This window comes from Evtepia sp. (assembly GCF_034090835.1).
Taxonomy (GTDB): domain Bacteria; phylum Bacillota; class Clostridia; order Oscillospirales; family Oscillospiraceae; genus Evtepia.
Map to the genome: position 1 here is coordinate 13322 of NZ_JAXDRS010000005.1, position 26155 is coordinate 39476.

Sequence of the window (26155 nt, forward strand, 5' to 3'; positions counted from 1 at the left end):
TTGTCACGGGGATTTTTTCTGCCATTTCCTGAAAAAGGAGGATATTATGAAAGAAAAAAAGGTTCAAATGCTTTGTGAGGGTGCCATTTTTGTGGCGCTGGCCCAAGTGCTGAGTATGATCAAGATTTGGGAGATGCCCTGGGGTGGCTCCATCACCCTGGGCATGCTGCCGATCTTTTTGTTTGCGGTACGTTGGGGTTTCAAATGGGGATTGGTTTCCGGCTTTGCCTACGGCGTTTTGCAGGTTATGTTTGATGGCGGCTTTGCTATCAGCTGGCAGTCCATCATCGGGGACTATTTACTGGCTTTTACTGTGCTTGGTGTGGCAGGTCTGTGCAAGGGAAAGGAAAAGGGTATCTTCTGGGGAACGATTTTGGGTAGTGCAGCCCGTTTCCTGGTGCACTTGATTGTCGGCGCTACCGTTTGGGCCATGTACATGCCGGACGAGTTTTTCGGCATGACGATGACGTCTCCGTGGATTTACTCCTTCCTGTATAACGGATTCTATATGGTCATCGATATGATTCTCTGCCTGGTGGTGTTTGGGATTTTGTATAAGCCCATGCACAAGTATCTGACAGGGGCCGACCTGCGGAAAAAGACATGAGAAAGCAATGAAAAAAAGCACGCATCTGCGTGCTTTTTTTCATTGCTTTTTTGTTTTCTGGAAGGGACGGTGTTTGCTGATGGTACGCAGGGACTCCAGTGCATCCCGATACCGCTTGGCCTGTGCAGAGGGGTTGCCGTGGAGGATGCGAAGGGCCCGGCGATAGGGGGCGAAGCTGCGGTTTTTGATTTCCGTTTGCTGGGTGCGCAGCCGTGCTATGGCTTCTTTCAGTTCCGCCTGCACCGACTGGACTGCACTGCCGGAGGCGCGTTCTTCCAGGCGAGCTTCCAGAGATTCCAGGGTGGCGGCGACAGCCTCGGAGGCTTTCAGACGAGCGGCCCGGCGCAGGCGCAGCAGCTCTTCCTGGGCCTGTTTTTTGGTCTGCTGATGCTGGGCTTTGGCCTGTTCCAGCCGCTGGGCCAGCAGGAGTCGTTCTTCCTGGGTCCGGGCGCGGAAGCGCTCCAGATCATCCTCGGCAAAGGCAGAGAGCACTTCCGCCCGTTTGGCCAGACGGCGAATGGTTTCGTGCTCCTCGGTAAGGGTGGTGAGGAGCTTGCGGAGATCCAGGGCAGCCCGGAAGGATTGCACCATGTCCACGGCAAAGAGAACGGTGATACCCCAGGCCAGAGGCAGGAGCAGGAACTGGGGGATGCGGAACAGCAGGAACTCTGCCGGGGGATAGAGGAACCGAAGCAGGAGGATGGAGAAAGCGCCCCAGGCCAGAGAACTGGTGAGGCAGATATACCCTCCTACATTAAACGGCTGGGTGGAGTAGTCCCAGTAACGGACATGGAAGAGCCATTCCATGATAATACCGGTGATCCACTCCAGAAGGGTAGCGGCCAGCATGCCCAGGAGGAAAATCAGGGGGATGCTGTCTCTGACCGGAAGGGTCACGAACAAAATGGAAATCGCACCGGTTCCATAGATGGGCAGAAGGGGGCCATGGAGAAAGCCACGGTTGACCCACTGGTGCTGGCGGGCGGAGACATAGCAGGACTCCCAAAGCCAGCCGCAAAAGCAGTAAAAGTAGAAGAGAAGGAGCCATTGCTCCACAGCGTAAGACGGCATGGTAAGCACCTCGTGAAAGAGAGATTTCCTGCCTGCCGCTATTCGGCTTGCAGGCGGCGGGTTCGGTATTGGGTGGGGGAGAGGCCGGTTTTCTTCCGAAAGGCTTTTCCAAAATAACCGGCGTCTTCAAAGCCGCAGGCAGCGGCCACTTCAGCCACAGGCATGGTGGTGGAGACCAACAGATGGAGGGCCAGTTCGATCCGAAGGTTGGCCACGTATTCCAAAGGGGAGAGTCCCAGTACGGTCCGGAAACAGTTCAGGCAGGTGTTCCGGCTGACGCTGGCTGCGGCGGCAATGTCATCCAGGGTGATCTTTTGGGGAAAGGTTTCCTGGATGTAAGAGATCATGCGTTTGATGCGGACTTGATTGGTGAGCTCCGCTGGAGAGAGGGTTTGTCTGGGCAGTTCGTGGCTGTGCTCGGCAATGGACTGCCAGACCTGGCACATAAGGCGGTGGATATGCAGCTCATAGGCTCCGTTTTCCTTCAGGCTGAGCTCATAGGCCTGGCGGAGACAGTCCAGGATGTCTGCCTGCCAGGGGAGGGCAGGGTCCAGAGGAAGGCAGCGGAATCCTTGGTTTCCTCCCAGCGGGGCTACGTATTTCTGATAGATCAGGCTTTGGGGCGGCGCAATAAAGGAGGAGTCCATGATGATGGAAAACATCTCTGCGTTGGGGGTGTTTTTGGAGGGCTCCGCCATGTGGAGTACATTGGCATTTTTCAGGATGCCCTGTCCGGCGGAGAGGGTAAAGTGGTCGTTTTCCACGTAGTACTCCATGGTTCCCCGGGTGATGACGTTAAACTCCAGCTCAGGGTGCCAGTGCCAGCGGATGCAGGACTGGTCAAATTCGTCCATCACGTCCAGATAGAAGCGGATGGGAAAGTCTGCCGAGCTGCGCAGCTCCACGGCCATCAGGGTATGGTCGGTTCGGATTTGTGTGATCTGCATAGAGACCTCCGGACAGTATTCATTGAAATGTGAAAAATCACCATAAGATTGGGAAATCGTCCCTGAGTTTCCTGAGAAAAGATGGTACAATAAAGAAAACGGTGTTTGAAGGCATCTTAACACAACAAACAGACCGCCGCAAGAGCCAACTGGGAAGAGGAAAGGAAGGATACCATGGGAACGCTGGGTTTTACGATTGGAAAAGAATTTACCCTCACCAAGACCTTTGCAGAGTGTGACGTATACATGTTTGCCGGGATCATTGGAGATCTGTTCCCGGCCCACGTGAATGAGGAGTACTGCAAAAAAATGCCCTACGGCACCCGGCTAGTGCACGGCTGTCTGACCTTTAGCCTGTGCTCTACCGTCAGCGGAATGGCGGGGGTGGACAGCGGGCAGGATATTCTGGCCATGGGATATGACCGGGTGCGTTTCTTAAAACCGGTCTACTTTGGGGACACCATCACCGCCACCTACTGGATCACCGAAGTGGACGAGCAGAAGCGTAAGACCACAGGGGAGTGTGTCATGACCAACCAGCGGGGGGAAGTCGTCCTCCGCTGCCTGCATTACATGAAGGTGCTGGACACCAAGAAGGAGGGGGAAGGATGAACCGTTGGCATCAGGATTACTTAAAGGGAGCCTACCGGAACCAGAAGCCTCGGGACCTGTATGCAGCCCGGCTGGGTACCGTTCAGGACGCCCTCGACCTGATTGAGGATGGGGACTGTATCATCTGGGCCTCCCACGGCAGCGAACCCAAAGGGTTTCTCAGCCAGCTGCACACCATAGCCCCCCGGCTGAACAAAGGGGTGGAGTGCTGGACCTGTATTGACCGGTATGAATATCCCGTAGCCAGTGACCCCTCTCTGGCAGGGAAGTTCCACATCAATACGTTTTTCTACGATCGTTGGTCCATCGGGGCACGAGGCAGTGGATTGTATTCTTACTTCCCGGTCAACCAGCACAACTATGGCCAGGAGATCCAGCGGAGCCTGAAGCCCAACGTATTTGTGGGGCAGGTTTCTCCCATGGATAAGCGTGGGTATGTTCATTTGAGCTGCGACCTGATCATGACCCTGGAGAATCTCTACCGAGCGGATAAGATCATTTTTGAGGTCAACGCCCGGGCACCCATGGTATGGGGGGAAAATGCACTGCCGGTCTCCATGGCAGATGTGATCTATGAGGTGGATGAACCCATTTACGAGTTGAGCGATCCTCCCATTGGGGAGAAGGAGCGAACCATTGCCGGGTATGTGTCAGAGATGATGAAGGACGGCGATTGCATCCAGCTGGGATTCGGGGGCATCCCCAACGCCATCGGCTTTTCTCTCATGGATAAACATGACATGGGGATCCACACGGAGCAAATCGGCACCTCCATGGCCCACCTGATGGAGGCGGGAGCGGTCACCAACCGATACAAGAAAATCGACAAGGGGATCACCGTAGGTTCGTTTATCTCTGGGGATGCCTTCCTGTATGAATTTGTGGATCAGCATCCCAGGCTGTGCGTGAAACGCAGCCGGTACACCAACGATCCCTATGTCATTGCCCAGAATGACAATGTGGTGTCCATCAATGCTTCTCTGCAAATTGATTTGACCGGGCAGGTGTGCGCAGAGTCCATCGGACCTCTCCAGCATTCCGGCACCGGCGGTGCCACGGACTTCGCCTGGGGTGCTTACCACTCCAAGGGAGGCCGGGCCATTTTGGCCCAGACATCCACCACCAGGAAGGGGACCCTTTCCAGGATCGTTCCTACCTTGGACCCGGGGGCTATTGTTTCGGTTTCCCGGAACCTGACGGACATGGTAGTTACGGAGTACGGGGTGGCTAAACTTCGCCAACGGACCGTGAAGCAGCGGGTGGAAAACCTCATTGCGGTGGCCCACCCAGACTTCCGGGCTGAGCTGCGAAAGAAGGCCAATGCGTACATGTATTACTAAACAGATAAAAATGGAGTCAGCCATTTTGGCTGACTCCATTTTGTTTCAGAAGAGGTTATTGTGCCAGCAGCGTTTCCAGTCTGGCGCGGATGAGCTTCATGAGCTTGCTGTTTTCGGGCATTTCCTTCAGCCCTTCCGGGGGACAGAGGGGAGCCAGATCTTCGGACAGATAGCCTTCCTCAAAGACGTCCAGACCGGCCTGGTTCAGGCAGTCGGCGAAGTGGGACAGGGCGGCATTGCCGTCCATTTCCCCCCGCTTCTTCAGGGCGCCTGCCCAGGCAGCGATGGTGGCCAGGGGGTTGGAGGAGAGTGCCTCGCCCTTCTGATGGCGGCGATAGTGGTCGGTGATGGTACCGTGGGCAGCTTCGTACTCGAAGTTGCCGTCGGGGCTCACCAGCACGCTGGTCATCATGGGGAGGGAACCGGAGGCAGCAGCGATGAGGTCGCTCATCACATCGCCGTCGTAGTTCTTGCAGGCCCAGATCATACCGCCCTCGGAGCGGATCACCTTGGCGGCCACGTCGTCGATGAGGGCGTAGCGGTAGGTGAGACCAGCGGCCTCAAACTTCTCCTTGAACTCCTCGTCAAAGACCTTCTGGAAGAGAAGCTTAAAGGTCTGGTCGTAGTCCTTGGAAATGGTGTACTTGGAGGAGAACCACACATCCTGGCCCACTTCCAGAGCGTAGGTGAAGCAGCAGCGGGCAAAGGAGAGGATGGAGTCATCCCGGTTGTGCATGCCCTGGAGGACGCCGGGGCCCTTGAACTCAAAGACGGTCTGGCGGGAGGTCTCTACGCCGTTCTCGTCGGTGAAGACCAGCTCTGCCTTACCGGGGCCGGGCACCCGATATTCCACTGCCTTATAGATATCGCCGTATGCGTGACGGGCGATGGTGATGGGCTTCTTCCAGCAGGAGACCACAGGCTTGACCTTGGAGATCAGGATGGGAGCACGGAAGACGGTACCGTCCAGCGCTGCACGGATGGTAGCGTTGGGGGACTTCCACATCTTTTTCAGGTTGTACTCCTCCATCCGCTGGAGGTTGGGGGTGATGGTGGCGCACTTCACGCCGATGTGCAGGCGCTTGATGGCCTCTGCTGCCTGGACAGTCACCTGGTCGTCGGTGGCGTCCCGGTTGGGCAGGCAAAGGTCATAGTACTCAGTGTTGAGCTCCACAAAGGGGGTGATGAGCTCTTCCTTGATCATGGCCCAGAGGATTCGGGTCATTTCGTCCCCGTCGATCTCCACGATGGGGTTGGGCATTTTAATTCGTTCCATGGTTCACCTCAAGCCTTGTTCTGGGCGGCGTAGTGGTTCATGAGGCAGCCGGTGAGCAGCAGCTCCCGCTCCTCTGCGGTGGTGTTCTTGAGGTAGAGGGTGAGGTCCTTGACGCCCTCGGCGGTGACTGCCTTGGCGGGGAAGGTGTCGTCTCCGTTCAGGACCTTTTCCTTTACCTGAGGAACATAGATGAAGTCGCCGGGCTGGCAGGTGAACTGGTCGTTGGCGTCCAGGGTGAAGGGAAGCATACCCCAGTTGACGCAGTTGGAGCGGTAACGCTTGGTGGCGAACTCATAGCAGATGTTGGCGCAGCCGCCCAGCACACGCTGGCAGGAGGCGGCCTGCTCCCGGGCAGAGCCGTCGCCGGGCTTGTTGGCGAAGATGACGGAGCCCAGCTGCATGGAAGCCAGATCGTCCTGACCCAGGCCCAGCTTGTCCAGGGCGCTCTTCACTTCGGGGGTCATGGTACCGGCCTGACGGGCGGTCTCCATCTCCTGGGTGGCCAGAGCACGGGGGACGTAGTCGGGGTCCCGGCGGGAGAGGGCGAAGGAAGCCAGCTTCATGGGGTTGGAACGGTAGGAGGAGGTCTCGCCGGAGGGGATGAGCTCGTCGGTGGTGGTCACGGGGTCCCGAAGGACGGAAGCCACCTGCATGAGCATGTTGTCTGCCAGGGCGGGGATCTCCGGCCATTCTGCGATGTTGGGGCCGAACTTCAGGGCGTAGTCGGGCTTGGGCTCACCGAAGCCGAAGTAGACGCGGCGGTCATAGACGTTGCTGTCGAAGGTGCGCTTCCCCTGCTTGGGCTGGACATAAGAGACCTCAGTGGCGGGGGTCAGGACACCGTGGTTGCGAGCGGTGGCAGCGATGGAGCGGGCGTCCATGAGGACAACGCCGGAGAGCTGGCCGTCACCGGGCTTGGAACCTTCCCGGTTGGGGAAGTTACGGGTGGTGTGGCGGATGGACAGGCCGTTGTTGGCGGGCACATCCCCTGCGCCGAAGCAGGGACCACAGAAGCAGGGCTTGAAGAGGGCGCCAGCTTCCAGCAGGCTCTGCTGCACGCCGTTGCGGATGAGTTCCAGGTTTACGGGCACAGAGGGAGGATAGATGGACAGAGAGAAGTAACCGCTGCCCACGTCATGGCCCTGGAGGATGGCGGCAGCCTCGGCGATGTTATCATACATGCCGCCGGCGCAGCCGGCGATGACGCCCTGGTCCACCATGATCTTGCCGTCTACCAGCTTGTCGGTGAGGGAGAGGGAAACCTTGCCGCCGAACTGCTCTGCGGCCCGCAGCTCCACGTCCCGGAGAATATCGCCGGGGTTCTTGATGAGCTCCCGGATGGGGAAGGCTTCCGAAGGATGGAAGGGGAGGGCGGCCATAGGCTCTACCTTGGACAGGTCGATGGTGATCATGCTGTCGTAGTAAGCCCCTTCCTGGGGATGGAGCGCGGTATAGGTCTCGGGGCGGCCGTGGATGGCCAGGTATTCCTCAACGGCCTCGTCGGTCTCCCAGATGGAGGAGAGGCAGGCGGTCTCGGTGGTCATCACGTCGATGCCGATACGGTAGTCCATGGGCAGGTTCTTGATGCCGGGGCCGGCGAACTCCAGAACCTTGTTTTTCACGAAACCGTTTTTATAGACTTCGCCGCACAGGGCGATGGCCACGTCGTGGGGACCCACGCCCTGAGCGGGCTCCCCGGTGAGGTAGACCAGCACCACCTGGGGGGAGGCGATGTCATAGGTGTTTTTCAGCAGCTGCTTGACGATCTCGGGTCCGCCTTCGCCTACGCCCATGGTGCCGATGGCGCCGTAACGGGTGTGGCTGTCAGAGCCCAGGATCATGCGGCCGCAGCCGGACATCATTTCCCGGGCGTACTGGTGGATGACCGCCTGGTTGGCGGGGACAAAGTTGCCGCCGTACTTCATAGCAGCGGACAGGCCGAAGACGTGGTCGTCTTCGTTGATGGTGCCGCCCACAGCGCAGAGGCTGTTGTGGCAGTTGGTCATCACATAGGGGACGGGGAACTCTTTCAGGCCGCTGGCCTTGGCGGTCTGGATGATGCCCACATAGGTGATGTCGTGGGAGATGAGGCTGTCAAACTTCAGATGGAGCTGGCCTTCCTCTTCCCGCTGGTTGTGGCTGCGGAAGATCTGATAGGCGATGGTTTTTTCGCGGTCTTTCAGGGAGGCGACGGGGGCAGGGACAGGAGCGCCCTTCTGCCAGACGACGCCGCCGGAATGCAAAGTGATCATACGTATCGTCACCCTTTCTGGGGAAATTTACCAATCCGTATACAACGAAAATTATATACGATTACAGTCAAGTATAGCATACTCTCCGCAAGAATCAAAGAGTAAAATCCAGATTCTGTCTTGCGGATTTTGCAGAAAAAAGGACAGGGGAAGGCGGGGAAAAGAGGGAGATTTTGCAGAAAGATATGACAGGAGAGAAATTTTTCTTGCATAGAAAGGGGTGGAGACGTATAATAAGCCCATAACGTAATTTTTATAAGATTCCGAAAATGATTCGGAAAATCTGCATACGATGCGGAAGGAGGACCCATGCAATGATAAGAAATGATACGGTACTTCTGGAACAATATACCGGTTCTCTGAGTCAACACATCGAAAAAGAGTACCATATTGGGGAGAAGTACTATCGTGGCGATATCAAACGCGGCCTGCGCAACAGCGACGGTACCGGTGTTCCCATTGGTGTCACACGGGTCGGCTCGGTTCAGGGTTATATGATCGAGGACGGCGTCCGAATCCCTGCCCCCGGCCAGCTGTACTACCGCGGCATTGAGCTTACAGAGATCGTGGAGGCCCACCGAAAGGCGAATACCTTCGGCTTTGAAGAGGTGGCCTATCTGCTGCTCATGGGATACCTTCCTTCCCACTCTGAGTTAAATGACTTTAACGAGATCCTCAACCGTGCCAGAAAACTTCCCCCTGGATTCACAGAAGACATGATCATGAAGAATCCCAGCCGGAATATCATGAACAAACTGGCCCGATGTGTGCTGTCTCTCTACTCTTACGACGCCCACCCGGACGACACCTCCATCGAGAACATTCTCCTTCAGTCCATCAAGCTGGTGGGTGCGTTCCCCAGCATCGTGGCCAACGCCTACTCCATCAAACGGCATTATTTCGAGGGAGATTCTCTGCACATCCACTATCCGGAGGAGAACCTCTCCACAGCAGAAAACTTCCTGCGGATGATCCGCCCCAATAAGCGCTACTCGGAAGAGGAGGCCCATCTGCTGGACATGATGCTGATGGTCCACGCCGAGCACGGCGGCGGCAACAACTCTACCTTTGTCTGCCGTGCCCTGTCTTCCAGCGGAACGGATACATATAGTGCCATTGCCGGTGCCGTAGGCTCTCTGAAGGGCCCCCTCCACGGCGGTGCCAACGCCAAGGTGATGGAGATGTTCCGTTATGTGAAGGAGAATGTCAATCCCCACGACGACGATTCCATCAAGGATTACCTGGCCAAACTCCTGCGGGGCGAGGCCGGTGACGGCTCCGGAAAGATCTACGGATTGGGCCATGCGGTGTATACGGTGTCTGACCCCCGTGCTGTCCTGCTGAAAAAATATGCAAAGCACATTGCAGAGCTGAAAGGTTACGGGGATGATTTCCAACTTTTGGAGAAAGTAGAAAAGTATGGAATTCCTATGATCCAGGAGCAGCACCGCACAGATATTCCCATGTGCGCCAATGTGGATATGTATTCCGGTCTGGTGTATACCATGCTGGGCATCCCGGAGGACGTGTTCACGCCTCTCTTCGCCTCGGCCCGTATCGCCGGTTGGTGCGCCAACCGCATCGAGGAAGTGGTGACCTGCCACCGGATCATGCGTCCTGCTTACCGGGCTGTGGTAAAGCGGGTGCATTACGATCCCATTGATGAGCGGACTTCCCGCCTGAACTTTAAGTTCACCCCCAAACCCTAATGAAAACGATAAAAAAAGTGCAGACTGAGGTCTGCACCTTTTTTGCGCCTAGTCAGCTTACTCAGCCAGTTTTTTGAGGGTTTCTCCTTCTGCCCGGTATACAGTCCAGTCGGACAGGGCTTCTGCGCCCAAAGAGAGATAGAAGTCGATGCTGGGCTGATTCCAGTCCAGGCAGGACCAGTCCAGCCGTCCGCACTGACGCTGGACTGCAATGGCGGCCAGTTTCTTGAGGAGGGCTTTTCCTGCCCCTTTGCCCCGGTGCTCCGGCAGGACGTACAGATCCTCCAGATACAGGCCGGACCGGCCCAGGAAGGTGGAAAAGTTATGGAAGAAGAGGGCAAAGCCGATCTCGGTGCTGTCCTCTACGGCGAAGAGGACTTCGGCCTTGTGTTCCTGGAAAATCCATTGACGCAGGAGGTCTTCTGTGGCCACGACCTGGTCGCTCATTTTCTCATAAGCGGCCAGTTCTTTGATGAAAAAGAGGATTTTGGAGACGTCATCCTCTGTTGCGAAGCGAAAAGACAGCGATGCTGCCATAGGGGATCATTCCTTTCTTTCTTTTGAGATGGTCAGGGGATGGAGTAAGGATAGCACAGTTCGTTAAAAAAGTCTCGGGTCTCTGTGGGATTTTCTGCTTTGGAGGGCGGACAGGCAAGGGAAGAGGGAAAGACACATACACATAGGGGAGACCAGTGACGGGAATGAGGTCCAGAGCATGGAGGAAAAGGAGAAGGAGCGGCCCCGTCGCCGGGTGGGCGTGCGGGAGCGGACTGCTCAACTGCTGGACTTACCGGCAGACAGTCTGGGTGGACTGCCGCGCCTGGAGCTGACCGGTGACCGGGAACTCTACCTGGAGAAGTATCGAGGGGTGCTGGCTTATGGGAAGGAAGAGATCCATGTGGACGCAGGGCAGTGGGTCCTTCAGATTACAGGACGATCGTTAGAGATCAAGGCCATGCGGGAGGGAGAACTGAGGATCACCGGCTGGGTGGATCGGCTGGAGCTTTTGTAGGGCGGCGGGAGAAAGGGGGAGTCCTGGGTGAAACAATGGATGGGCTGGCTGATAGGTGTGGTCACGGTACGGATCACGGGGGCCCAGCCGACGGCGCTTTTGAATCTCTGCGCCCGTGAGGGGCTTCTACTTTGGCAGATGACCAGTGAGGACCCATTCACGCTGGTGGTCAAGGTTCCGGCCCGGCAGTATTCCCGGCTGTGCCGCTTGGTGGAGGAGGCCCAGTGTACCGTCCAGGAGCGAAAGAACCAGGGCATTCCCTTCTTCCTGCTTCGGTTCCGGCGGCGGTATGCCCTGCTGGCGGGGATCGTGCTTTGTGTGGCGGCGCTGGTGATCGGCTCCCGGACCGTGCTGACTGTGGATGTCTCCGGGAACGAGACCTTAACCAGGGAGGAGATCATCAGTCAGCTGCGGTTGTGCGGGGTGTCCGTGGGGACCTATGGCCCATCCATTCCCATTCGGGAGGTGGAGAACCGGATGATGCTGGCGGTGGACGAACTGACCTTCTTTTCCCTGAACCTGCACGGGACCCGTGCAGAAGTCATTGTGCGGGAAAAGACCATGCCTCCGGAAAGGGAGGATGAAAAGCGTCCTGCGGATGTGGTCTCTTCTGCGGACGGGGTCATTACCCATATGGAACCCTGGGCCGGGGACCCCTGCTTCCAGGAGGGGGAGGCGGTGTGCAAAGGGGATGTTTTAATCTCCGGGGATATGGTGTTAGATGCCCCTCCTCCTCTGGGGACGGAACTGGGGACTATGCTGGTTCGGGCAAAAGGGAAAATCATGGCCGAAACGAAACACACCATGACGGCGCAGATCATGCTGCGGGGAGAGAAAAAGGTGTATACAGGAAAGGAATGTACCCGGTATAGCCTGTCAATCCTGGGAAGACGGGTGAAATTTTATCAAAACGCTGGCATTCCCTATGAAAAGTATGATATAATATCTCGATTACGTTCCTGGACGCCCATAGAGGGGAAGACCCTTCCGATTGTTTGGGAGAAGGAGCAGGTGCGGGAGTATACCACCGTTCCGGTTACCCTGGACGAAAAGCAGGCGGAAGCGCTGCTGCGAGAGCGGCTCATGACGTCGCTGCAAGAGCAGATGGACCAGGGCGAGGTGCGGAAAGCGGACTACACTACCCGGCGGCAGGGGGACTGCCTGATCGTGACCCTGTATGCGGAGTGCACCGAGCAGATCGGCCGCACCGTGGAGAAGGATACCCAGGAAAAATCCGGGAGTGTCCAGCGGTTTTCCCAGGAAGGAACAGAAGAGGAGAAGGAGCAAAGCCAATGATGGAACAGACAGTGAGCATTGAGCGGATGGAAGACGCCATCGGTATTTTCGGGTCCTTTGATGAGAACATGCGTCTCATCGAGCGGGAACTGGATGTGATGGTGGTAGTACGGGATGACCAGCTGAAGATCAGCGGGGAACCGGAGCCGGTGATGTATGGAACCAAGGTGATCCAGGGGCTCATTGGCCTGTCTGCCCGGGGAGAAGCCATCAATGAGCAGACGGTGCGCTACCTGATCCAGCTGGTGAAATCCGGCAACGAAGACAAGATCCAGACCCTGGCGGCGGATGTTCTGTGCGTCACCGCGAAGGGAAAGCCCATTAAGGCCAAGACGGTGGGGCAGAAAAAGTATGTGGATGCCATCAAGCGCAATACCATCACCCTGGGTGTGGGCCCGGCCGGTACCGGTAAGACCTATCTGGCGGTGGCGGCTGCGGTGTCTGCCTTCCGGGCCAAGGAGGTCAACCGGATCATTCTCACCCGTCCGGCGGTGGAAGCGGGAGAGCGACTGGGCTTTCTGCCCGGCGACCTCCAGAGCAAGGTCGACCCCTACCTCCGGCCTTTGTACGATGCCCTGTTTGAGATGCTGGGGGCGGAGAGCTATGCCAAGTATGTGGAGCGGGGCAACATTGAGGTGGCGCCGCTGGCGTATATGCGCGGCCGGACCCTGGATGACTCCTTTATTATTTTGGACGAGGCCCAGAATACCTCTCGGGAGCAGATGAAGATGTTCCTGACCCGTCTGGGCTTTGGCTCTAAAATCGTGATCACCGGTGATATTACCCAGATCGACCTGCCCGGAGATAAGGTTTCGGGCTTAAAAGAGGCCATGCGGGTGCTGAAAAATGTGGAAGACATCTCGATCTGCCGGTTAAATGACAGCGACGTGGTGCGGCATATCATCGTGCAGCGGATCATCAAGGCCTACGAGGATGATGAGAACAGAAGAAAGGCAAGACATGGAAATGAAAAAGCATGATATCTATATTGACTGGGAGCTCTCCGGCTCCAATCCCTATAAGCCCCTGCTCACCCGTGTCATCACTGCGGCACTGGAGCAGGAGAAGGTGGAGATCCCCTGTGAGGTGGACGTGCTCCTGACCACAGATGAGGGGATTCGGGAGATCAACCAGGAGCAGCGGCAGGTAGATGCTGCCACAGATGTGCTGTCCTTCCCCATGCTGGAGCTGACGCCGGGGGTCCCGCCCACCGGCGAAGGAGAGGACGAGCTGGACCCGGAGACCGGACTGTGCCCCCTGGGGGATATGGTCATCTCCGTGGAGCGGGCCAAGGCCCAGGCAGAGGAGTTTGGCCACAGCGTCCAGCGGGAGATCGCCTATCTGGCGGTCCATTCCGTCCTCCATCTTTTGGGGTATGACCACCTGGACGAAGGCCCCCAGAAAGCCCAGATGCGCCAGCGGGAAGAGGCCATCCTGGAGAGCCTGGGGGTCACCCGGGATCACTGGAACGAGGATCTGGACCTGCCCCTGGAACCGGAGGTCCAGCAGGAGCCGGAAGTCAAGCGCTGCGGCATCCTGACCCTGTGCGGTCGCCCCAACGTGGGTAAATCCACGCTGACCAATGCCCTGGTGGGAGAGAAAGTAGCGATTGTGAGCAACAAGCCCCAGACCACTCGGAACCGGATCTGCGGTGTGCTCACCCGGGGAGAGAGTCAGTTCGTCTTTATGGATACCCCGGGTCTGCATAAGGCAGCCAATCGGCTGGGGGACTACATGGTGGATGTGGTCAAGAAGAGCGTGGCCGACGTGGACGGCGTTCTGCTCCTGGTGGAGCCTATCGCCAACGTGGGTGGTCCGGAGCGGGAGCTTATTGAGCAGATCAAGCGGATGAAGGTTCCCTCCGTGCTGGTGATCAACAAGATCGACACCGTGGAGAAGCCCCAGCTGCTGGCCGTGATGGAGGCATACAACCAGGTCCACGACTTTACGGCCATTGTCCCCATCTCCGCCAAGCGGCGGGACGGGGTGGAAGAGCTGCTGGATCTGCTGAGTACCTTCCTGCCGGAAGGCCCCCAGCTGTTCCCCCGGGATGTGGTCACCGACCAGCCCGAGCGGCAGATCTGCGGGGAGATCATCCGGGAGAAGCTGCTGTACTGCCTGGAAAAGGAGATCCCCCACGGCACGGCAGTGGAGGTCACCAAGTTCTCCGAGCGGGAGAGTGGGATCATCGACCTGCATGCGACCATCTATTGTGAGAAGGCCTCCCATAAGGGGATCATCATTGGCAAGCAGGGGGCCATGCTCAAGAAGATTTCCACCATGGCCCGGGAGGATGTGGAGCGCTTCATGGGGACCAAGGTCTACTTGGAGACCTGGGTCAAGGTGAAGGAAAACTGGCGGGACAACCTGAACCTCATCCGGAACTTTGGGTTTGACAACCGGGACTGAGGAAGGTCCCACAAAATTTACCGATTATAAAACGGGCGGGTTTCTGTCAGGCTAAGGGAAGAACCATTGGTCAGGAGGACGACGCCCATGACATCGAAACAACTGCGGGATCTGTTCTTTCAGACAGGTCTGCCGGAAGCCTACCTTCTCGCCCGGGCCAAGGAGCGCCGGGAGCAGAAGGAACGACGGGAGAGAAGGGACAACCATGCGTCTAACTACCCAGGGGATCGTTCTCCGGGAGACAACCTATAAGGAAGCGGATAAGATCCTCACGGTTTTGACCCGGGACTTTGGGAAACGGACGGTGAAAGCCAGGGGATGCCGGCGGAAAACCAGCCGGCTCATGGCGGGCAGCCAGCTCCTGGTGTACTCGGATCTGACCATCAACGAGCGGGGAGAGTATTTGACCCTGATGGAAGCAGATCCGCTGGAACAGTTTCTCCATGTGCGGCAGGAGCTGGAGCTGCTGTCGTTGGCCTCCTACTTTGCGGAGGTGACCGAGGTTACCGCCCAGGAGGGAGAGGCTGCCCCAGAGCTGTTGTCCCTTTTGCTGAACGCTCTATATGCCTTGGATCGGTTAAAAAAACCACCCCGGCTGGTGAAGGCGGCCTTTGAACTGCGGCTTTTGTGCCTGACGGGGTATGAGCCCCTTTTGGATGGGTGCGCTGTCTGCGGTGCACCGGAGCCGGAAGATGCCCGGCTTAACCTGTCCCAGGGGGTACTTCACTGCGCCCGCTGCCGCAGTCAGGTAGGGGGCGGGGTGTCCATGCCCCTGTCTCCCGGTGCCTTGGCAGCGGCCCGGCACATTGTGCTGGGGAATCCCAAGAAGTTGTTTTCCTTTGCGCTGTCCCCAGAGAGCCTGCGGCTGTTGTCGGATGCCTGTGAGGCCTTTCTGATGACCCAGCAGGAGAGGGGATTTCGTACATTAGATTACTATAAACAATTGGTTCCACAGGACCAGGAAGGAGGATTCCATGACGGAACTGTTTGAAAAATCCATGCAAACCCTGGAACTGCCTCGGGTGCTGGACCTGCTGGCGGCCCAGGCGGTGACGGAAGAGGGGAAGGAACGGGCCCGGCGGCTCCGGCCGGAGACCGATCCCCAGGAAGTGGCCCGGCGGCTGAAAGAGACCTCTGCGGCGGTGGACCGAATGGTGCTGCGGGGGAGCCCTTCCTTTTCCGGGGTGAAGCCGGTGGCAGGTTCCCTGCAGCGGGCGGATATGGGCGGCAGCCTGAACACCCGGGAACTGCTGGATATTGCTGCGGTTTTGGCGGCAGCCCGGTCGGCTCGAGACTACGGAGAGACTGACGGAGAGCAGAAGACGCCCATCGACCATCTGTTCCGCTCCCTGCATCCCAACCGCTTTTTAGAGGACAAGATCACCGGCTCCATTGTAGGAGACGGAGAACTGGCGGACTCCGCCAGCCCGGAGCTGGCGTCCATCCGCCGGCACATGCGGGCCACGGAAGGAAAGGTCCGGGATATTCTGCAAAAGCTGATCTCTTCCTCCCAGTCCAAATATTTGCAGGAGAGCATCATTACCATGCGGTCTGGCCGGTATGTTGTGCCGGTGAAGTCCGAGTTTAAAAATGAAGTGCCCGGTCTGGTCCATGACCTGTCTGGCTCCGGCTCCACGTTCTTCATTGAGCCCATGGGGGTGGTGAAGGCCAACAACGAGCTGAGAGAATTGCAGGCGAAGGAAGAGAAAGAGATCGACCGGATTCTGGCGGAGCTGTCAGCGGAAGCTGCCTCCTTCAAGGAGGACATCAGCCAGAACTATGACCTGCTGATCTTGCTGGATGGCATCTTTGCCCGAGGGAAACTGTCGGTGCAAATGAAGGGTATGGAGCCCGTCTTGTCCTCCAAGGGGATCTGTCTGAGGAAAGCCCGCCATCCTCTCTTGGACCCCAAGACGGCGGTGGCCAACGACCTGGAACTGGGGGAGTCCTTTGACACCCTGGTGATCACCGGCCCTAACACCGGTGGTAAAACTGTAACTTTGAAAACGCTGGGACTGTTGACCCTTATGGCCCAGTGCGGTCTGCATATTCCTGCGGCGGATGGCAGTTCTGTGCGGGTGTGCGCCCGGGTTCTGGCGGATATCGGGGATGAACAGTCCATTGCCCAGTCCCTGTCCACCTTCTCCTCCCACATGAGCAACATTGTAGGAATGCTGGAGGAGACCGACGACGAAACCCTGATCCTCTTTGATGAGTTGGGCGGCGGCACGGACCCGGTGGAGGGCGCAGCTCTGGCAGCAGCCATCATTGAGCACGCCCGGCAGCAGGGCGCTCTGGTGGCGGCTACCACCCACTACGCAGAGCTCAAGGTATATGCTATGACCACCCCGGGGGTAGAGAACGCCTCCTGCGAGTTTGACGTGGAAACCCTGGCGCCTACCTACCGCCTGTTGGTGGGGATCCCGGGAAAGTCCAACGCCTTTGCCATTTCCAAGCGATTGGGGCTGTCTGAGGATATCATCCAGAAGGCCAACGCCCGGATCACGGCGGAGAACATCCATTTTGAGGACGTTCTCACCAAGCTGGAGCAGCAGCGCCAGGAGATGGAACGGGAGCAGCAGCGGGCAGCCCGGCTTCGTCTGGAGATGGAGGAGGCGTCGGCAAAGGCCCAGGCCTACCGAGACAGTCTGCAGAAGGAGAAGGAGAAGAACGAGGCCCGAGCAAAAGCAGAGGCCCGCGCGATCCTGGAGGAGGCCCGCCGGACGGCGGACCAGGTCTTCCGGGAGCTCAGCGACATGAAGAAAAAGGCCAGCAAGGAGGGGGATTGGCAGACCGTCAACGACCAGAGGGCTGGCCTGCGCCGCCGCCTGAACGACGCAGAAGGCAAGCTGGGGGCAGAGGAAAAAGCGGCGCCCCCGCCTATGGTTCGCCCCGCAGCCAAGGGAGATACTGTGACCATTTTGAAGACTGGGACCCAAGGATCGGTGCTGTCGGTCAATAAGGACGGCGTGCTCCAGATCCAGGCGGGGATCCTCCGGATCACCGCCAAACAGGAAGAGGTCCGGGTGGTGGAGGGTGAGACCCAGGCCCAGAAAGCCACCAAGCAGTACATCCGCCGCACGGAACACAAACTCCGCAGCCTGGGCGCCAAGGCCGAGGTAGATCTCCGAGGGATGACCACCGACGAGGCGGAGATGGTTCTGAGCCAATTTATCGACCGGGCCATCGTGGGGAACCTGACCCAGGTGACGGTGATCCACGGCAAGGGGACCGGTGCGGTGCGAAAAGCGGTCCATACCTATTTAAAACGGTGCAAAGGTGTCAGCAGTTTCCGCCTGGGCCGGTACGGCGAAGGGGAAACCGGTGTGACCATCGTGGAACTCAAGTGAAAAAGGGCGTTGCGAAAATCCAAAAATTTGTGATAAATTCTGCGCTGTGCCTGGAAAATTGGCATTGACGGACCGGAAAAAATTTGCTATCCTTATGGTAGCATTCAGGGAAAGAAATCGGGAGGAATATCTATGTATATTAAGCAGGCAACTGTTAACAATCAGGTTGGTCTTCACGCAAGACCCGCAACCTTTTTCATCCAGAAGGCCAACGAGTTCAAGAGCACCATTTGGGTGGAGAAGGACGAGCAGAGAGTCAATGCAAAGAGCCTGCTCGGCGTGCTCTCCCTGGGCATCATCAAGGGCAGCACCATTGACCTCATTGCCGACGGCACCGATGAAAAGGATGCGGTGGACGCACTGGTGGAACTGATCAGTTCCGATTTTGCCGACTGATTCGTAACAAGGAACAGAAAAAGCGCCGCTTAAGCGGCGCTTTTTTTCACTCTCAGGGCAAAGAACAGATGGCTTTGGAACCGCACGGGGAAGGGGGGCAGACCGTTGACCTTTGAAGAACTGAAAGAGAAGGCCCATAGCCTGCCGCTGAAACCCGGGGTATACCTTATGATGGATCAGAGCGGGACTGTGATCTATGTGGGGAAAGCCAAGGCTCTGAAAAACCGGGTGTCCCAATACTTCCAGGACCAGGCGTCCCACGGGGAAAAGACCCGGGCCATGGTGTCGCAGATCGACCATTTTGACACCATAGTGGTGGGGTCGGAGTTTGAGGCTTTGGTCCTAGAGAACTCTTTGATTAAACGGCACCGGCCTCGGTATAATATTCTTTTAAAGGATGACAAGGGCTACCCCTATATTCGCCTGTCGGTGCAGGACCGGTATCCCCGGTTTTCCATGGTGGAACGGATGCAGGAGGATGGGGCCCGATATTTTGGCCCCTTTGGTGGGCGGCACGACACCCAGTCCATTCTGGATGCGCTGCGGATTGCCCTAAAACTTCCTTCCTGCGGCAAGAAGTTTCCCAGAGACCAGGGAAAGGAGCGCCCCTGCCTGAACCATCACATGGGGCAGTGCGACGGTTACTGTCAAAAAGAGGTGCCCCAGAGCCAGCACCAGCAGGCCATCGACCAGGCAATCCGTCTGTTGGAGGGAAAGTTTGGGGAAGTAGAAAAAGACTTGACCCAGCAGATGACCCAGGCGGCGGACAACCTGGAGTTTGAGAAGGCCGCCGCCCTCCGGGATCGTCTGCGGGCCATTTCTCTGCTGGGGAAGCGGCAGAAGGTGGTCTCTGGATATCTGGCGGACACGGATGTACTTGGCCTGTATCAAGGAGAGGTCCGCACAGGCGTGGCGGTGCTTCACTTCCGGGAAGGAGAGCTGACCAGCCGGGATCTGGAACTGTTCCAGACAGGCGACGAGGGACCGGAGGAGATTTTGTCGGCGTTTTTGGTCCAGTATTATGGCAGCCGCGGCATCTTACCCCGGCAGATCCTTCTGCCTGAGAATTTAGAGGACAGTCCGGCCATAGGACGGCTTCTGTCCCACCAGGCAGGGCGAAAGGTCGAGCTGGTCACGCCCCAGCGAGGAGCCAAGGCGGACCTGATCCGCATGGCCCAGGAAAACGCCAAAGAGGAGTGTCAACGGGTTACCACCCGAGAGGAGCGGCAGGCAAAGATCTTGTTGCTCCTGGCGGAGAAGCTGGAGTTGCCTGCACCCCCGCACCGGATCGAGGCCTATGACATTTCCAACACTGGGGCGTCGGACATTGTGGCGGCCATGACGGTGTTTGAAGAGGGAAAGCCGCGAAAGGGGGCTTACCGCTACTTTAAGCTGCGGGACCTGTCCGGACCGGATGATTACGCCTCCATGGAGCAGACCCTCCGCCGCCGGTTCCGTCGGGACCGGGAAGGGGACGAGGCCTTTGCCAGCCGTCCGGACCTTCTCCTCATCGACGGTGGGGAGACCCATGCGGCGGTGGCAGAGCGGGTGCTGGAAGAAGAGGGCCTTTCCATTCCTGTGTTTGGAATGGTGAAGGACGACCGGCACCGCACCCGGGCTCTCATCACAGCCCAGGGGAAGGAGATCGGCATCCAGGGAGTTCCGGCGTTGTTTTCCTTCATCGGACAGATTCAAGAGGAGACCCACCGCTCGGCGGTAGGGTTTCACCATAAGCAGCATACCAAGAGCAGCACGGGTTCCGTGCTGGAGCGGATCCCCGGGATCGGGGAGAGCCGCCGCAAGAAGCTGCTGAAGACCTTCGGCAGTGTGAAAGCAGTGCGGCAGGCGGAGCTGCGTGAATTGGAGGCCGTGCTTCCCAAGCCGGCAGCGCTGGCCATTTATCAGTATTTCAGGAGCAAAAAGGAGGAGTAGGCGATGCGAGTCATTACAGGATCGGCCCGGGGCAGAAAGCTGAAGGAGCCTCTGGGCATGGAGACCCGACCCACCACTGATCGGGTCAAGGAAGGGATCTTCTCCAGTATCCAGTTTGAGATCGAGGGCCGGCGGGTGCTGGACCTGTTTGGCGGTACGGGGCAGATGGGGATCGAGGCCCTTTCCCGAGGGGCGGCCCACTGTACGTTTGTGGACCTGCGCCGGGAGGCAGCGGCCATGATCCGGGAGAACCTGGCGATCACAGACCTGTCTGACCGGGCCTCTGTGGTGCAGGGCGATTACCTGGCGTTTTTGACCCGGTGTCGGGAGACCTTTGACCTGATCTTCCTGGATCCCCCCTACGGCAGCGGACTCTTGGAAAAAGCGATGGAAACCATCGCAGAGATTGACATTGTATCGGAAAATGGTATAATAGTTTGCGAAATTGGCTCGGATGAATCCTGGCCTGAGGTTTCCCCACCGTATCGGATGCAGAAAACGTACCGGTATGGAAAAATCAAAACAGCCCTGTATCGACGCGAGGCCGACTGAGACTTGGCACGGGTGCTGAACAAGGAGAGGACAAAATCGTATGAAGACCGCAATTTATCCCGGAAGCTTTGATCCGGTCACGCTGGGGCACATCAACATCATTAAGCGCGCTGCGGCGGCTTTTGATAAGGTGATCGTATGCGTGATGGTAAATTCCAAAAAGAACGGTGGACTGTTTACACCGGAGGAGCGGATCGAACTTCTGAGGAAGAGCATCCACGTAGACAATGTGGAGTTTGACGTGAGCTACGGTCTTGTGGCAGAATATGCAAAGAAGAAGGACGCCCGGGTGCTGGTGAAAGGGCTGCGCGCCGTGTCGGACTATGAGCAGGAAGTACAGATGGCCATGGTCAACAGCAAGCTGAACCCTGATTTGGACACGGTGTTTTTCCCTTCCAGCGAAAAGTACACCTATCTAAGTTCGTCGGTGGCCAAGGAACTGGCCAGATATCATGCCAACCTCAGTGAGTTTTTGCCCCGCGAAATCCTTGAGGACGTGAAAAAGAAATTGGAAATAAGGAGCGATGAATGCGATGGCAAGCAGTCTTGAAGAATTACTGGACCTTTTATATACGGAGATTGAAGAAGCAAAAAACATGCCGCTGAGCAGCGATAAATGTGTTATCGACCGTGACCGGATCCTGGACATGATCGACGACGTGAAGGCAGAGTTCCCGGCAGAGATCAAGCGGGCAAAGGACCTTGTGGCAAACAAGAACGACTACATTGCCCACGCCAAGCAGGAAGCCGACGACCTTCGCCAGCAGGCTGAGGAGTACGCCAAGCGAATCGTGAACGAGGACGTGATCGTCCGTCAGGCCCAGGAAAAGGCAGATGAGATCATCGCACAGGCAGAGGAAACCTGCCGGATGCTGAAGAACGCTGCCAACGAGTACTGCGAGGACGCCCTGCGCCGTATGGAGGAAGCTGTGGCTGACGCCTACGACGAGGTCAAGCTGTCCCACGCCAAGTTCCGCAGCGCTCTGGGCGGGGACCATGACGCCGGTTCTCCCCGGCCCCAGCCCCGCCGCCGCCCCATGTATGACGCAGAGGCAGACGAGGATGACGACGAATAAGAAACCGTGTGAAAGCGACCGCCGAAAGGCGGTCGCTTTTCTATATCTTGTGGCAGGAGTGGAATTTTCAGGAAGAAAAGCGAAGATAAAGTGGAGGCAGACAGGGTAAGAAAATCCGACACCCGGCAAAAAACAGTTGCTTTTTACAGGGAATGCTTCTATAATAGTAAGGCAAACACTGCGGAAAAGAAGCAGTGGAGGGGAGCCGTTTTTCACTTCCTGTATTGCAACACAGACGAAGACATTGCGTCTTTTGAGGAGCTTTTTCGTCCATGAGTTCAGACTATGCACATCGCCCTGTCCTGCTGGAGGAATGCATCCAGGCATTGAACATCCGGCCGGACGGGACCTATATTGACGGAACCCTGGGAAGAGGTGGGCACTCGGAACAAATCGCAAAGCGATTGACGGAGGGTGGCCGCCTGATTTGCATTGACAGAGATCGCCAGGCTCTGGAGGAGGGCAGCGCCCGTTTGGCCCCGTGGGCAGATCACATTACCTTTCTTCATGGCAACTTCGGCGATTTGGATCAGCTGCTGGAAGAGGCAGGGATCCCCGGTGTGGATGGAATGCTCTTTGACTTGGGCGTGTCCTCTCCTCAGCTGGACGACCCGGAACGTGGATTCTCTTATATGCATGACGCACCGCTGGATATGCGCATGAGCCGGGATGACGGACTGACAGCCTGGATCGTGGTGAACCAGTGGCCCCGGGATGAGCTGCGGAGGATCCTTTCCCAGTACGGAGAGGAGCGGTATGCCTCTGCCATCGCCGGCGCCATTGAACGCGCCCGTCAGCTTGCCCCCATTGAGACAACAGGCCAGTTGGTAGAGATCATTCGCAGCGCCATGCCCGCAGCAGCCCTGCGGGAAAAGCAGCATCCGGCCAAGCGGAGCTTTCAGGGCATCCGTATCGCCGTGAACGATGAGCTGACAGCGATTTCCCGTATGATGCAGTCCGCCATCCCCCGGCTGAACCCCGGCGGGCGGCTTGCGGTGATCTCCTTCCACTCTCTGGAAGACCGGATCGTGAAAAGTGAGATGGCGGCAGCGGCCAAGGGCTGTGATTGTCCGCCCAACTTCCCCGTCTGTGTGTGTGGGAAAAAGCCTCAGATCAAGCTGGTGGGACGTAAGCCGATCCTGCCCGGCCAGCAGGAGCTGGAGGAGAATCCCCGTGCCCGCAGCGCAAAGCTGCGTGTCGCAGAAAAAATATAAGGACGTATTCCTCAAAAATAACGGATGAGGTGGAGTAGATTTTGAAGATTCCTGGAAAGGGGTTGGGCGCAGTGTACGACGGCAATGCAGCCTTGAAGATAGAGGCATCGGAGGAACCAATGGAGCAGACAAAGGTTCACGAGCAGGCGAGAAAACGGCCGGAGAGCATCCCAGTGGCCGAGAAACTGCCAAAGGCGGCATGGAAACCGCTGCCGTTGCTTGTTACATCGATTTTTGTAGTAGCTGCGATCGTCGTGGTCACCCTGATGAGTTATGCGCAGCTGGTGATGGTCAACGATCAGGCGGTGAGCCTGCGCAATGATCTCAACGAATTAAAGAGTGAAGAGACCAAGTTGATGGCTCAGTATGAGCTGGCCTATGACTTACAGGAAATTGAGGCACAGATGCTGTCCAGCGGCCAGATGAACAAGATCCAGAGCTGGCAGACCTATACGCTGGAGCTGGCGGAGCCGGATCAGGTAGAGTACTACCAGGGGTCCGGGATCAAGGAGAAGGTCATATCCTTTGCCAAGGATTTTGTCAATGGAGTAAAGGAATACTTCTGACTGTGCTGTACATAAGATAGGAAAGAGAGAACGTGGGGGCGTGAGAAAAGAGATTTCTTGCGCCCCCATCTTACCTTGGACGAAATAGGACCGATGAACAGAAAGTAGGTGGAATGCAATGGCTTTCAAAGAAAAAAGAGAACGACGGCCGAGACGTTCTATCAGCAAACGACTGAGCGGAAAAGGCTTACAGCGCATCGTCGTACTGGCGGTGGTGTTTGGGATCGGGACCTTTGTGGTCCTGTTTGGCAAGCTGTGGCAGCTTCAGGTGGTGCAGCATGAGACCCTGGAGAAAAAGGCCATCACCCAGCAGACCCGAGAGGTCTCCTCCACGGCGCACCGCGGAGCGATCTATGACGCCAGCGGCGCCACGCTGGCCATCAGCGCCTCTGTGCAGAACGTGATCCTCTCTCCCCGGGACGTGATCAAAACTGTGGAAGTCAAGGAAAAGGATGAGTATGGCAACCAGCGGAGCCAGACCGCCATTGACGCAGAGCGGGAGCAGAAGGTAGAAGAGCGCTATAATGTGATCGCAGACGGCATGTCCCAGATCCTGAAGATCGACCGGGCCGAGATCATGGAGCGCCTGCATAAGACCAACTCCGCCTGGGAAAAGCTGGCCAGCAAGGTGGAGGATGACATCGCAGACCAGGTCCGGCAGTTCATTGACGAGAATGATCTGGAAGGCTGTCTGTACCTGACCGATGACTCCAAGCGGTACTATCCCTATGGTTCTCTGGCCTCCCATGTCATTGGGTTTGTCAACAGCGAAGGGGTGGGTGCCTACGGCCTGGAGGCAGTTATGAACAGCGAGCTGGCCGGTGAAGACGGACGGATCGTCATGTCCAAGAACGCTTCGGGTACGGAGATGCTCTCTCCCTACTCCAGCTATGTGGATGCGACCGATGGCTATGATGTCCACACCACCATTGACGCGACCATTCAGATGTATGCGGAAAAGACCTTGCAGGAAGGCGTGGAGAAGTTTGATGTCATCAACGGTGCCTTCTGCGTGGTGATGGACCCGGATACCGGGGCCATCCTGGCCATGGCCAGTACGCCGGGGTATGACCCCAACAATCCCAGTGTGATTACCGACCCCCTTGCATTGTCTGATCTGGAAAAGCTGAAGGATGACCCGGCGGTGTCGGAAGAGGACTATGAAAAAGCAGAGAACGAGGCCAGATTGAAGCAGTGGGAAAGTAAGCTGCTGAACACCTCCTACGAACCGGGTTCTACTTTTAAGCCCATCGTCATGGCGTCGGCGCTGGAGGAGAACGTGGTGAACCCTGCTACCGACAGCTTCTACTGCTCCGGTGTGGTCCACGTGGGCGACCATGACATTCGATGCAGCGCCCGAAGCGGCCATGGCAGCCAGTCTCTGGAGCGGGTGCTGGTGAATTCCTGCAACCCTGGTATGATCGAGATCGGTAATCGCCTGGGCGCAGAGACCTTCTACCAGTATTGGGAGGACTTTGGCTTTACAGAGACCACCGGCATTGAGCTTCCCGGCGAGTATAACAGCTATTTCTGGCCCAAGTCTGAGTTCATCAGTCCTTCCGGTGTGACCTCTCTGGCAACCGCTTCCTTTGGTCAGCGTTTCCAGGCTACGCCCCTGCAGATCGTGAGAGCGCTCTCGGCGGTGGTCAACGGCGGCCACCTGATGCAGCCTTATCTGGTGCAGTCGGTGACCGATTCGGACGGCAACGTGGTGAGCTACCATGAGCCCCACGAGATCCGGCAGGTCATCAGCCAGGAGACCTCGGACCTGATGCGCACCTACATGGAGAGCGTGGTCAGCAGCAGAAACGGCACCGGTAAAAACGCCTATGTGGAAGGATATAAGATCGGCGGCAAGACGGGTAGTTCCCAGACCCTGACCAGCCCGGACCGTATCATTGTTTCCTTTGCAGGCATTGCTCCGGCAGACGATCCTGAAGTGGTCGTCCTCCTGGGATACGACTGGCCCAAGCCTGCCCAGCCCGGCGCCAACACCACAGCCGACGGTATTTACATCAGCGGCGGCAGCATGGCAGCACCCATGGCCGGCGAACTCATTGCCAACATTCTGGACTATATGGGCTACAAGAAGAGCGACACTGCGACAGCAAACACCGGGGTCACCATTCCGGACCTGCGGGGGAGCTCCCTGGAGAGCGCCCAGGCGGCTTTGGCCAAGCTGGGCCTCAACTGCAGAACCTCCGGGGACGGTACCGTGGTCACCGACCAGATCCCTGCTGCGGGCAGTTCGATCCCTGCGGGAAGCTCTGTCGTTCTGTACATGGGCACACAAAAGTCCGGCGAGACGGTCACCATGCCCGATCTCACCGGTATGACCTACGATGAGGCCAAAGCAAAGCTGGAAGGGTTGGAGCTCTATTTGAACGCCACCGGCTCCGGCAAGGATGGCAAAGTCTTTGAACAGGTGATAGCACCTGGAACCCCCCTGGAAGTGGGGACGTCTGTGGAAGTGAAGTTTACCGATGACTCTGTTCAGGACTGGTAAATCAGCCAGGCGGAACAGGAGGGACTTTCTTC

The 26155-nt window shown here is 57.4% G+C and carries 24 protein-coding genes and 1 pseudogene; 20 read left to right on the forward strand and 5 right to left on the reverse strand.

Annotation, left to right across the window (positions count from 1 at the left end):
• Positions 1 to 46: 46 nt before the first annotated feature.
• Entirely contained in the window at positions 47 to 607 is a 561-nt protein-coding gene (thiT, locus tag SOR61_RS00605) for an energy-coupled thiamine transporter ThiT (protein ID WP_320610769.1), read from the forward strand.
• Between the two features lie 39 nt (positions 608 to 646).
• On the opposite strand, the gene SOR61_RS00610 is transcribed toward thiT, so the two are convergent.
• Positions 647 to 1678, reverse strand: a complete 1032-nt coding sequence (locus tag SOR61_RS00610) for a putative ABC transporter permease (protein ID WP_320610770.1) — start codon at positions 1676 to 1678, stop codon at positions 647 to 649.
• A 38-nt stretch (positions 1679 to 1716) separates the two neighbouring features.
• Positions 1717 to 2625, reverse strand: a complete 909-nt coding sequence (locus SOR61_RS00615; protein ID WP_320610771.1) for an AraC family transcriptional regulator — start codon at positions 2623 to 2625, stop codon at positions 1717 to 1719.
• A 174-nt stretch (positions 2626 to 2799) separates the two neighbouring features.
• On the opposite strand from SOR61_RS00615, the gene SOR61_RS00620 reads away from it, so the two are divergent.
• Both SOR61_RS00620 and SOR61_RS00625 read left to right on the forward strand, forming a co-directional pair.
• Complete coding sequence (locus SOR61_RS00620) at positions 2800 to 3237, forward strand: MaoC/PaaZ C-terminal domain-containing protein (RefSeq protein WP_320610772.1); 438 nt, start codon at positions 2800 to 2802, stop codon at positions 3235 to 3237.
• The gene (locus SOR61_RS00625; RefSeq protein ID WP_320610773.1) at positions 3234 to 4577 is read left to right on the forward strand and encodes an acetyl-CoA hydrolase/transferase C-terminal domain-containing protein; all 1344 of its coding nucleotides are present in this window, start codon (positions 3234 to 3236) and stop codon (positions 4575 to 4577) included. The genes SOR61_RS00620 and SOR61_RS00625 overlap by 4 nt, the downstream gene beginning before the upstream one ends.
• A gap of 55 nt (positions 4578 to 4632) precedes the next feature.
• On the opposite strand, the gene SOR61_RS00630 is transcribed toward SOR61_RS00625, so the two are convergent.
• On the reverse strand, positions 4633 to 5853 hold the full coding sequence (locus SOR61_RS00630; RefSeq protein WP_320610774.1) for an NADP-dependent isocitrate dehydrogenase: 1221 nt from the start codon (positions 5851 to 5853) through the stop codon (positions 4633 to 4635).
• Positions 5854 to 5861: 8 nt separating this feature from the next.
• Positions 5862 to 8105 (reverse strand): hydratase, encoded by a 2244-nt coding sequence (locus tag SOR61_RS00635; RefSeq protein WP_320610775.1) that lies wholly within the window; start codon positions 8103 to 8105, stop codon positions 5862 to 5864.
• A 314-nt stretch (positions 8106 to 8419) separates the two neighbouring features.
• On the opposite strand from SOR61_RS00635, the gene SOR61_RS00640 reads away from it, so the two are divergent.
• A complete protein-coding gene (locus tag SOR61_RS00640; protein ID WP_320610776.1) occupies positions 8420 to 9814 on the forward strand; it encodes a citrate synthase in 1395 nt (464 codons plus the stop codon).
• Positions 9815 to 9871: 57 nt separating this feature from the next.
• Here SOR61_RS00640 and SOR61_RS00645 read toward each other — a convergent pair whose 3' ends face one another.
• Positions 9872 to 10351, reverse strand: coding sequence for a GNAT family N-acetyltransferase (locus SOR61_RS00645; protein WP_320610777.1), 480 nt, complete (start codon positions 10349 to 10351; stop codon positions 9872 to 9874).
• A 178-nt stretch (positions 10352 to 10529) separates the two neighbouring features.
• Between SOR61_RS00645 and SOR61_RS00650 the strand changes: the two genes are divergently transcribed.
• From SOR61_RS00650 to SOR61_RS00725, 16 genes and pseudogenes are all read left to right on the forward strand, one after another.
• The gene (locus SOR61_RS00650; protein WP_320610778.1) at positions 10530 to 10826 is read left to right on the forward strand and encodes a YabP/YqfC family sporulation protein; all 297 of its coding nucleotides are present in this window, start codon (positions 10530 to 10532) and stop codon (positions 10824 to 10826) included.
• A 27-nt stretch (positions 10827 to 10853) separates the two neighbouring features.
• Entirely contained in the window at positions 10854 to 12122 is a 1269-nt protein-coding gene (locus SOR61_RS00655) for a sporulation protein YqfD (RefSeq protein WP_320610779.1), read from the forward strand.
• Positions 12119 to 13102 (forward strand): PhoH family protein, encoded by a 984-nt coding sequence (locus tag SOR61_RS00660; RefSeq protein ID WP_320610780.1) that lies wholly within the window; start codon positions 12119 to 12121, stop codon positions 13100 to 13102. Before SOR61_RS00655 ends, SOR61_RS00660 begins: the two co-directional genes overlap by 4 nt.
• Positions 13089 to 13565: pseudogene (ybeY, locus tag SOR61_RS00665) on the forward strand (rRNA maturation RNase YbeY); the annotation flags it as partial. The gene SOR61_RS00660 and the pseudogene ybeY, both read left to right, overlap by 14 nt.
• A 45-nt stretch (positions 13566 to 13610) precedes the next feature.
• Entirely contained in the window at positions 13611 to 14531 is a 921-nt protein-coding gene (gene era, locus SOR61_RS00670; RefSeq protein WP_407066486.1) for a GTPase Era, read from the forward strand.
• A gap of 87 nt (positions 14532 to 14618) precedes the next feature.
• Positions 14619 to 14783 carry a hypothetical protein gene (locus SOR61_RS00675; protein WP_320610781.1) on the forward strand — a complete coding sequence of 55 codons (165 nt, stop codon included), beginning with the start codon at positions 14619 to 14621 and terminating at the stop codon, positions 14781 to 14783.
• Entirely contained in the window at positions 14737 to 15522 is a 786-nt protein-coding gene (gene recO, locus SOR61_RS00680; protein WP_320610782.1) for a DNA repair protein RecO, read from the forward strand. The genes SOR61_RS00675 and recO overlap by 47 nt, the downstream gene beginning before the upstream one ends.
• Positions 15506 to 17881 carry an endonuclease MutS2 gene (locus SOR61_RS00685; RefSeq protein ID WP_320610783.1) on the forward strand — a complete coding sequence of 792 codons (2376 nt, stop codon included), beginning with the start codon at positions 15506 to 15508 and terminating at the stop codon, positions 17879 to 17881. Before recO ends, SOR61_RS00685 begins: the two co-directional genes overlap by 17 nt.
• Before the next feature lie 132 nt (positions 17882 to 18013).
• Positions 18014 to 18277, forward strand: a complete 264-nt coding sequence (locus SOR61_RS00690) for an HPr family phosphocarrier protein (RefSeq protein WP_021920272.1) — start codon at positions 18014 to 18016, stop codon at positions 18275 to 18277.
• A gap of 105 nt (positions 18278 to 18382) precedes the next feature.
• A complete protein-coding gene (gene uvrC / locus SOR61_RS00695) occupies positions 18383 to 20209 on the forward strand; it encodes an excinuclease ABC subunit UvrC (protein ID WP_320610784.1) in 1827 nt (608 codons plus the stop codon).
• A gap of 3 nt (positions 20210 to 20212) precedes the next feature.
• A complete protein-coding gene (gene rsmD, locus SOR61_RS00700; protein WP_320610785.1) occupies positions 20213 to 20761 on the forward strand; it encodes a 16S rRNA (guanine(966)-N(2))-methyltransferase RsmD in 549 nt (182 codons plus the stop codon).
• Positions 20762 to 20801: 40 nt separating this feature from the next.
• Positions 20802 to 21311 carry a pantetheine-phosphate adenylyltransferase gene (gene coaD / locus SOR61_RS00705; RefSeq protein ID WP_320610786.1) on the forward strand — a complete coding sequence of 170 codons (510 nt, stop codon included), beginning with the start codon at positions 20802 to 20804 and terminating at the stop codon, positions 21309 to 21311.
• A gap of 46 nt (positions 21312 to 21357) precedes the next feature.
• Entirely contained in the window at positions 21358 to 21837 is a 480-nt protein-coding gene (locus SOR61_RS00710; RefSeq protein ID WP_320610787.1) for a hypothetical protein, read from the forward strand.
• Positions 21838 to 22109: 272 nt separating this feature from the next.
• Positions 22110 to 23051, forward strand: a complete 942-nt coding sequence (gene rsmH, locus SOR61_RS00715; protein ID WP_320610788.1) for a 16S rRNA (cytosine(1402)-N(4))-methyltransferase RsmH — start codon at positions 22110 to 22112, stop codon at positions 23049 to 23051.
• Positions 23052 to 23092: 41 nt separating this feature from the next.
• On the forward strand, positions 23093 to 23617 hold the full coding sequence (locus SOR61_RS00720; RefSeq protein ID WP_320610789.1) for a hypothetical protein: 525 nt from the start codon (positions 23093 to 23095) through the stop codon (positions 23615 to 23617).
• 118 nt (positions 23618 to 23735) lie between these two features.
• On the forward strand, positions 23736 to 26123 hold the full coding sequence (locus tag SOR61_RS00725; protein ID WP_320610790.1) for a penicillin-binding transpeptidase domain-containing protein: 2388 nt from the start codon (positions 23736 to 23738) through the stop codon (positions 26121 to 26123).
• Positions 26124 to 26155 lie beyond the last annotated feature (32 nt).

Coding starts and splice junctions, on each gene's coding strand:
- SOR61_RS00610 (WP_320610770.1), bottom strand. CDS start 1,678: ATGCCGTCTTACGCTGTGGAGCAATGGCTCCTTCTCTTCTACTTTTAC.
- SOR61_RS00685 (WP_320610783.1), top strand. CDS start 15,506: ATGACGGAACTGTTTGAAAAATCCATGCAAACCCTGGAACTGCCTCGG.
- SOR61_RS00620 (WP_320610772.1), top strand. CDS start 2,800: ATGGGAACGCTGGGTTTTACGATTGGAAAAGAATTTACCCTCACCAAG.
- rsmD (WP_320610785.1), top strand. CDS start 20,213: ATGCGAGTCATTACAGGATCGGCCCGGGGCAGAAAGCTGAAGGAGCCT.
- SOR61_RS00660 (WP_320610780.1), top strand. CDS start 12,119: ATGATGGAACAGACAGTGAGCATTGAGCGGATGGAAGACGCCATCGGT.
- SOR61_RS00640 (WP_320610776.1), top strand. CDS start 8,420: ATGATAAGAAATGATACGGTACTTCTGGAACAATATACCGGTTCTCTG.
- SOR61_RS00725 (WP_320610790.1), top strand. CDS start 23,736: ATGGCTTTCAAAGAAAAAAGAGAACGACGGCCGAGACGTTCTATCAGC.
- coaD (WP_320610786.1), top strand. CDS start 20,802: ATGAAGACCGCAATTTATCCCGGAAGCTTTGATCCGGTCACGCTGGGG.
- SOR61_RS00625 (WP_320610773.1), top strand. CDS start 3,234: ATGAACCGTTGGCATCAGGATTACTTAAAGGGAGCCTACCGGAACCAG.
- SOR61_RS00650 (WP_320610778.1), top strand. CDS start 10,530: ATGGAGGAAAAGGAGAAGGAGCGGCCCCGTCGCCGGGTGGGCGTGCGG.
- SOR61_RS00710 (WP_320610787.1), top strand. CDS start 21,358: ATGCCGCTGAGCAGCGATAAATGTGTTATCGACCGTGACCGGATCCTG.
- SOR61_RS00645 (WP_320610777.1), bottom strand. CDS start 10,351: ATGGCAGCATCGCTGTCTTTTCGCTTCGCAACAGAGGATGACGTCTCC.
- recO (WP_320610782.1), top strand. CDS start 14,737: ATGCGTCTAACTACCCAGGGGATCGTTCTCCGGGAGACAACCTATAAG.
- SOR61_RS00615 (WP_320610771.1), bottom strand. CDS start 2,625: ATGCAGATCACACAAATCCGAACCGACCATACCCTGATGGCCGTGGAG.
- SOR61_RS00690 (WP_021920272.1), top strand. CDS start 18,014: ATGTATATTAAGCAGGCAACTGTTAACAATCAGGTTGGTCTTCACGCA.
- SOR61_RS00635 (WP_320610775.1), bottom strand. CDS start 8,105: ATGATCACTTTGCATTCCGGCGGCGTCGTCTGGCAGAAGGGCGCTCCT.
- thiT (WP_320610769.1), top strand. CDS start 47: ATGAAAGAAAAAAAGGTTCAAATGCTTTGTGAGGGTGCCATTTTTGTG.
- rsmH (WP_320610788.1), top strand. CDS start 22,110: ATGAGTTCAGACTATGCACATCGCCCTGTCCTGCTGGAGGAATGCATC.
- SOR61_RS00675 (WP_320610781.1), top strand. CDS start 14,619: ATGACATCGAAACAACTGCGGGATCTGTTCTTTCAGACAGGTCTGCCG.
- SOR61_RS00630 (WP_320610774.1), bottom strand. CDS start 5,853: ATGGAACGAATTAAAATGCCCAACCCCATCGTGGAGATCGACGGGGAC.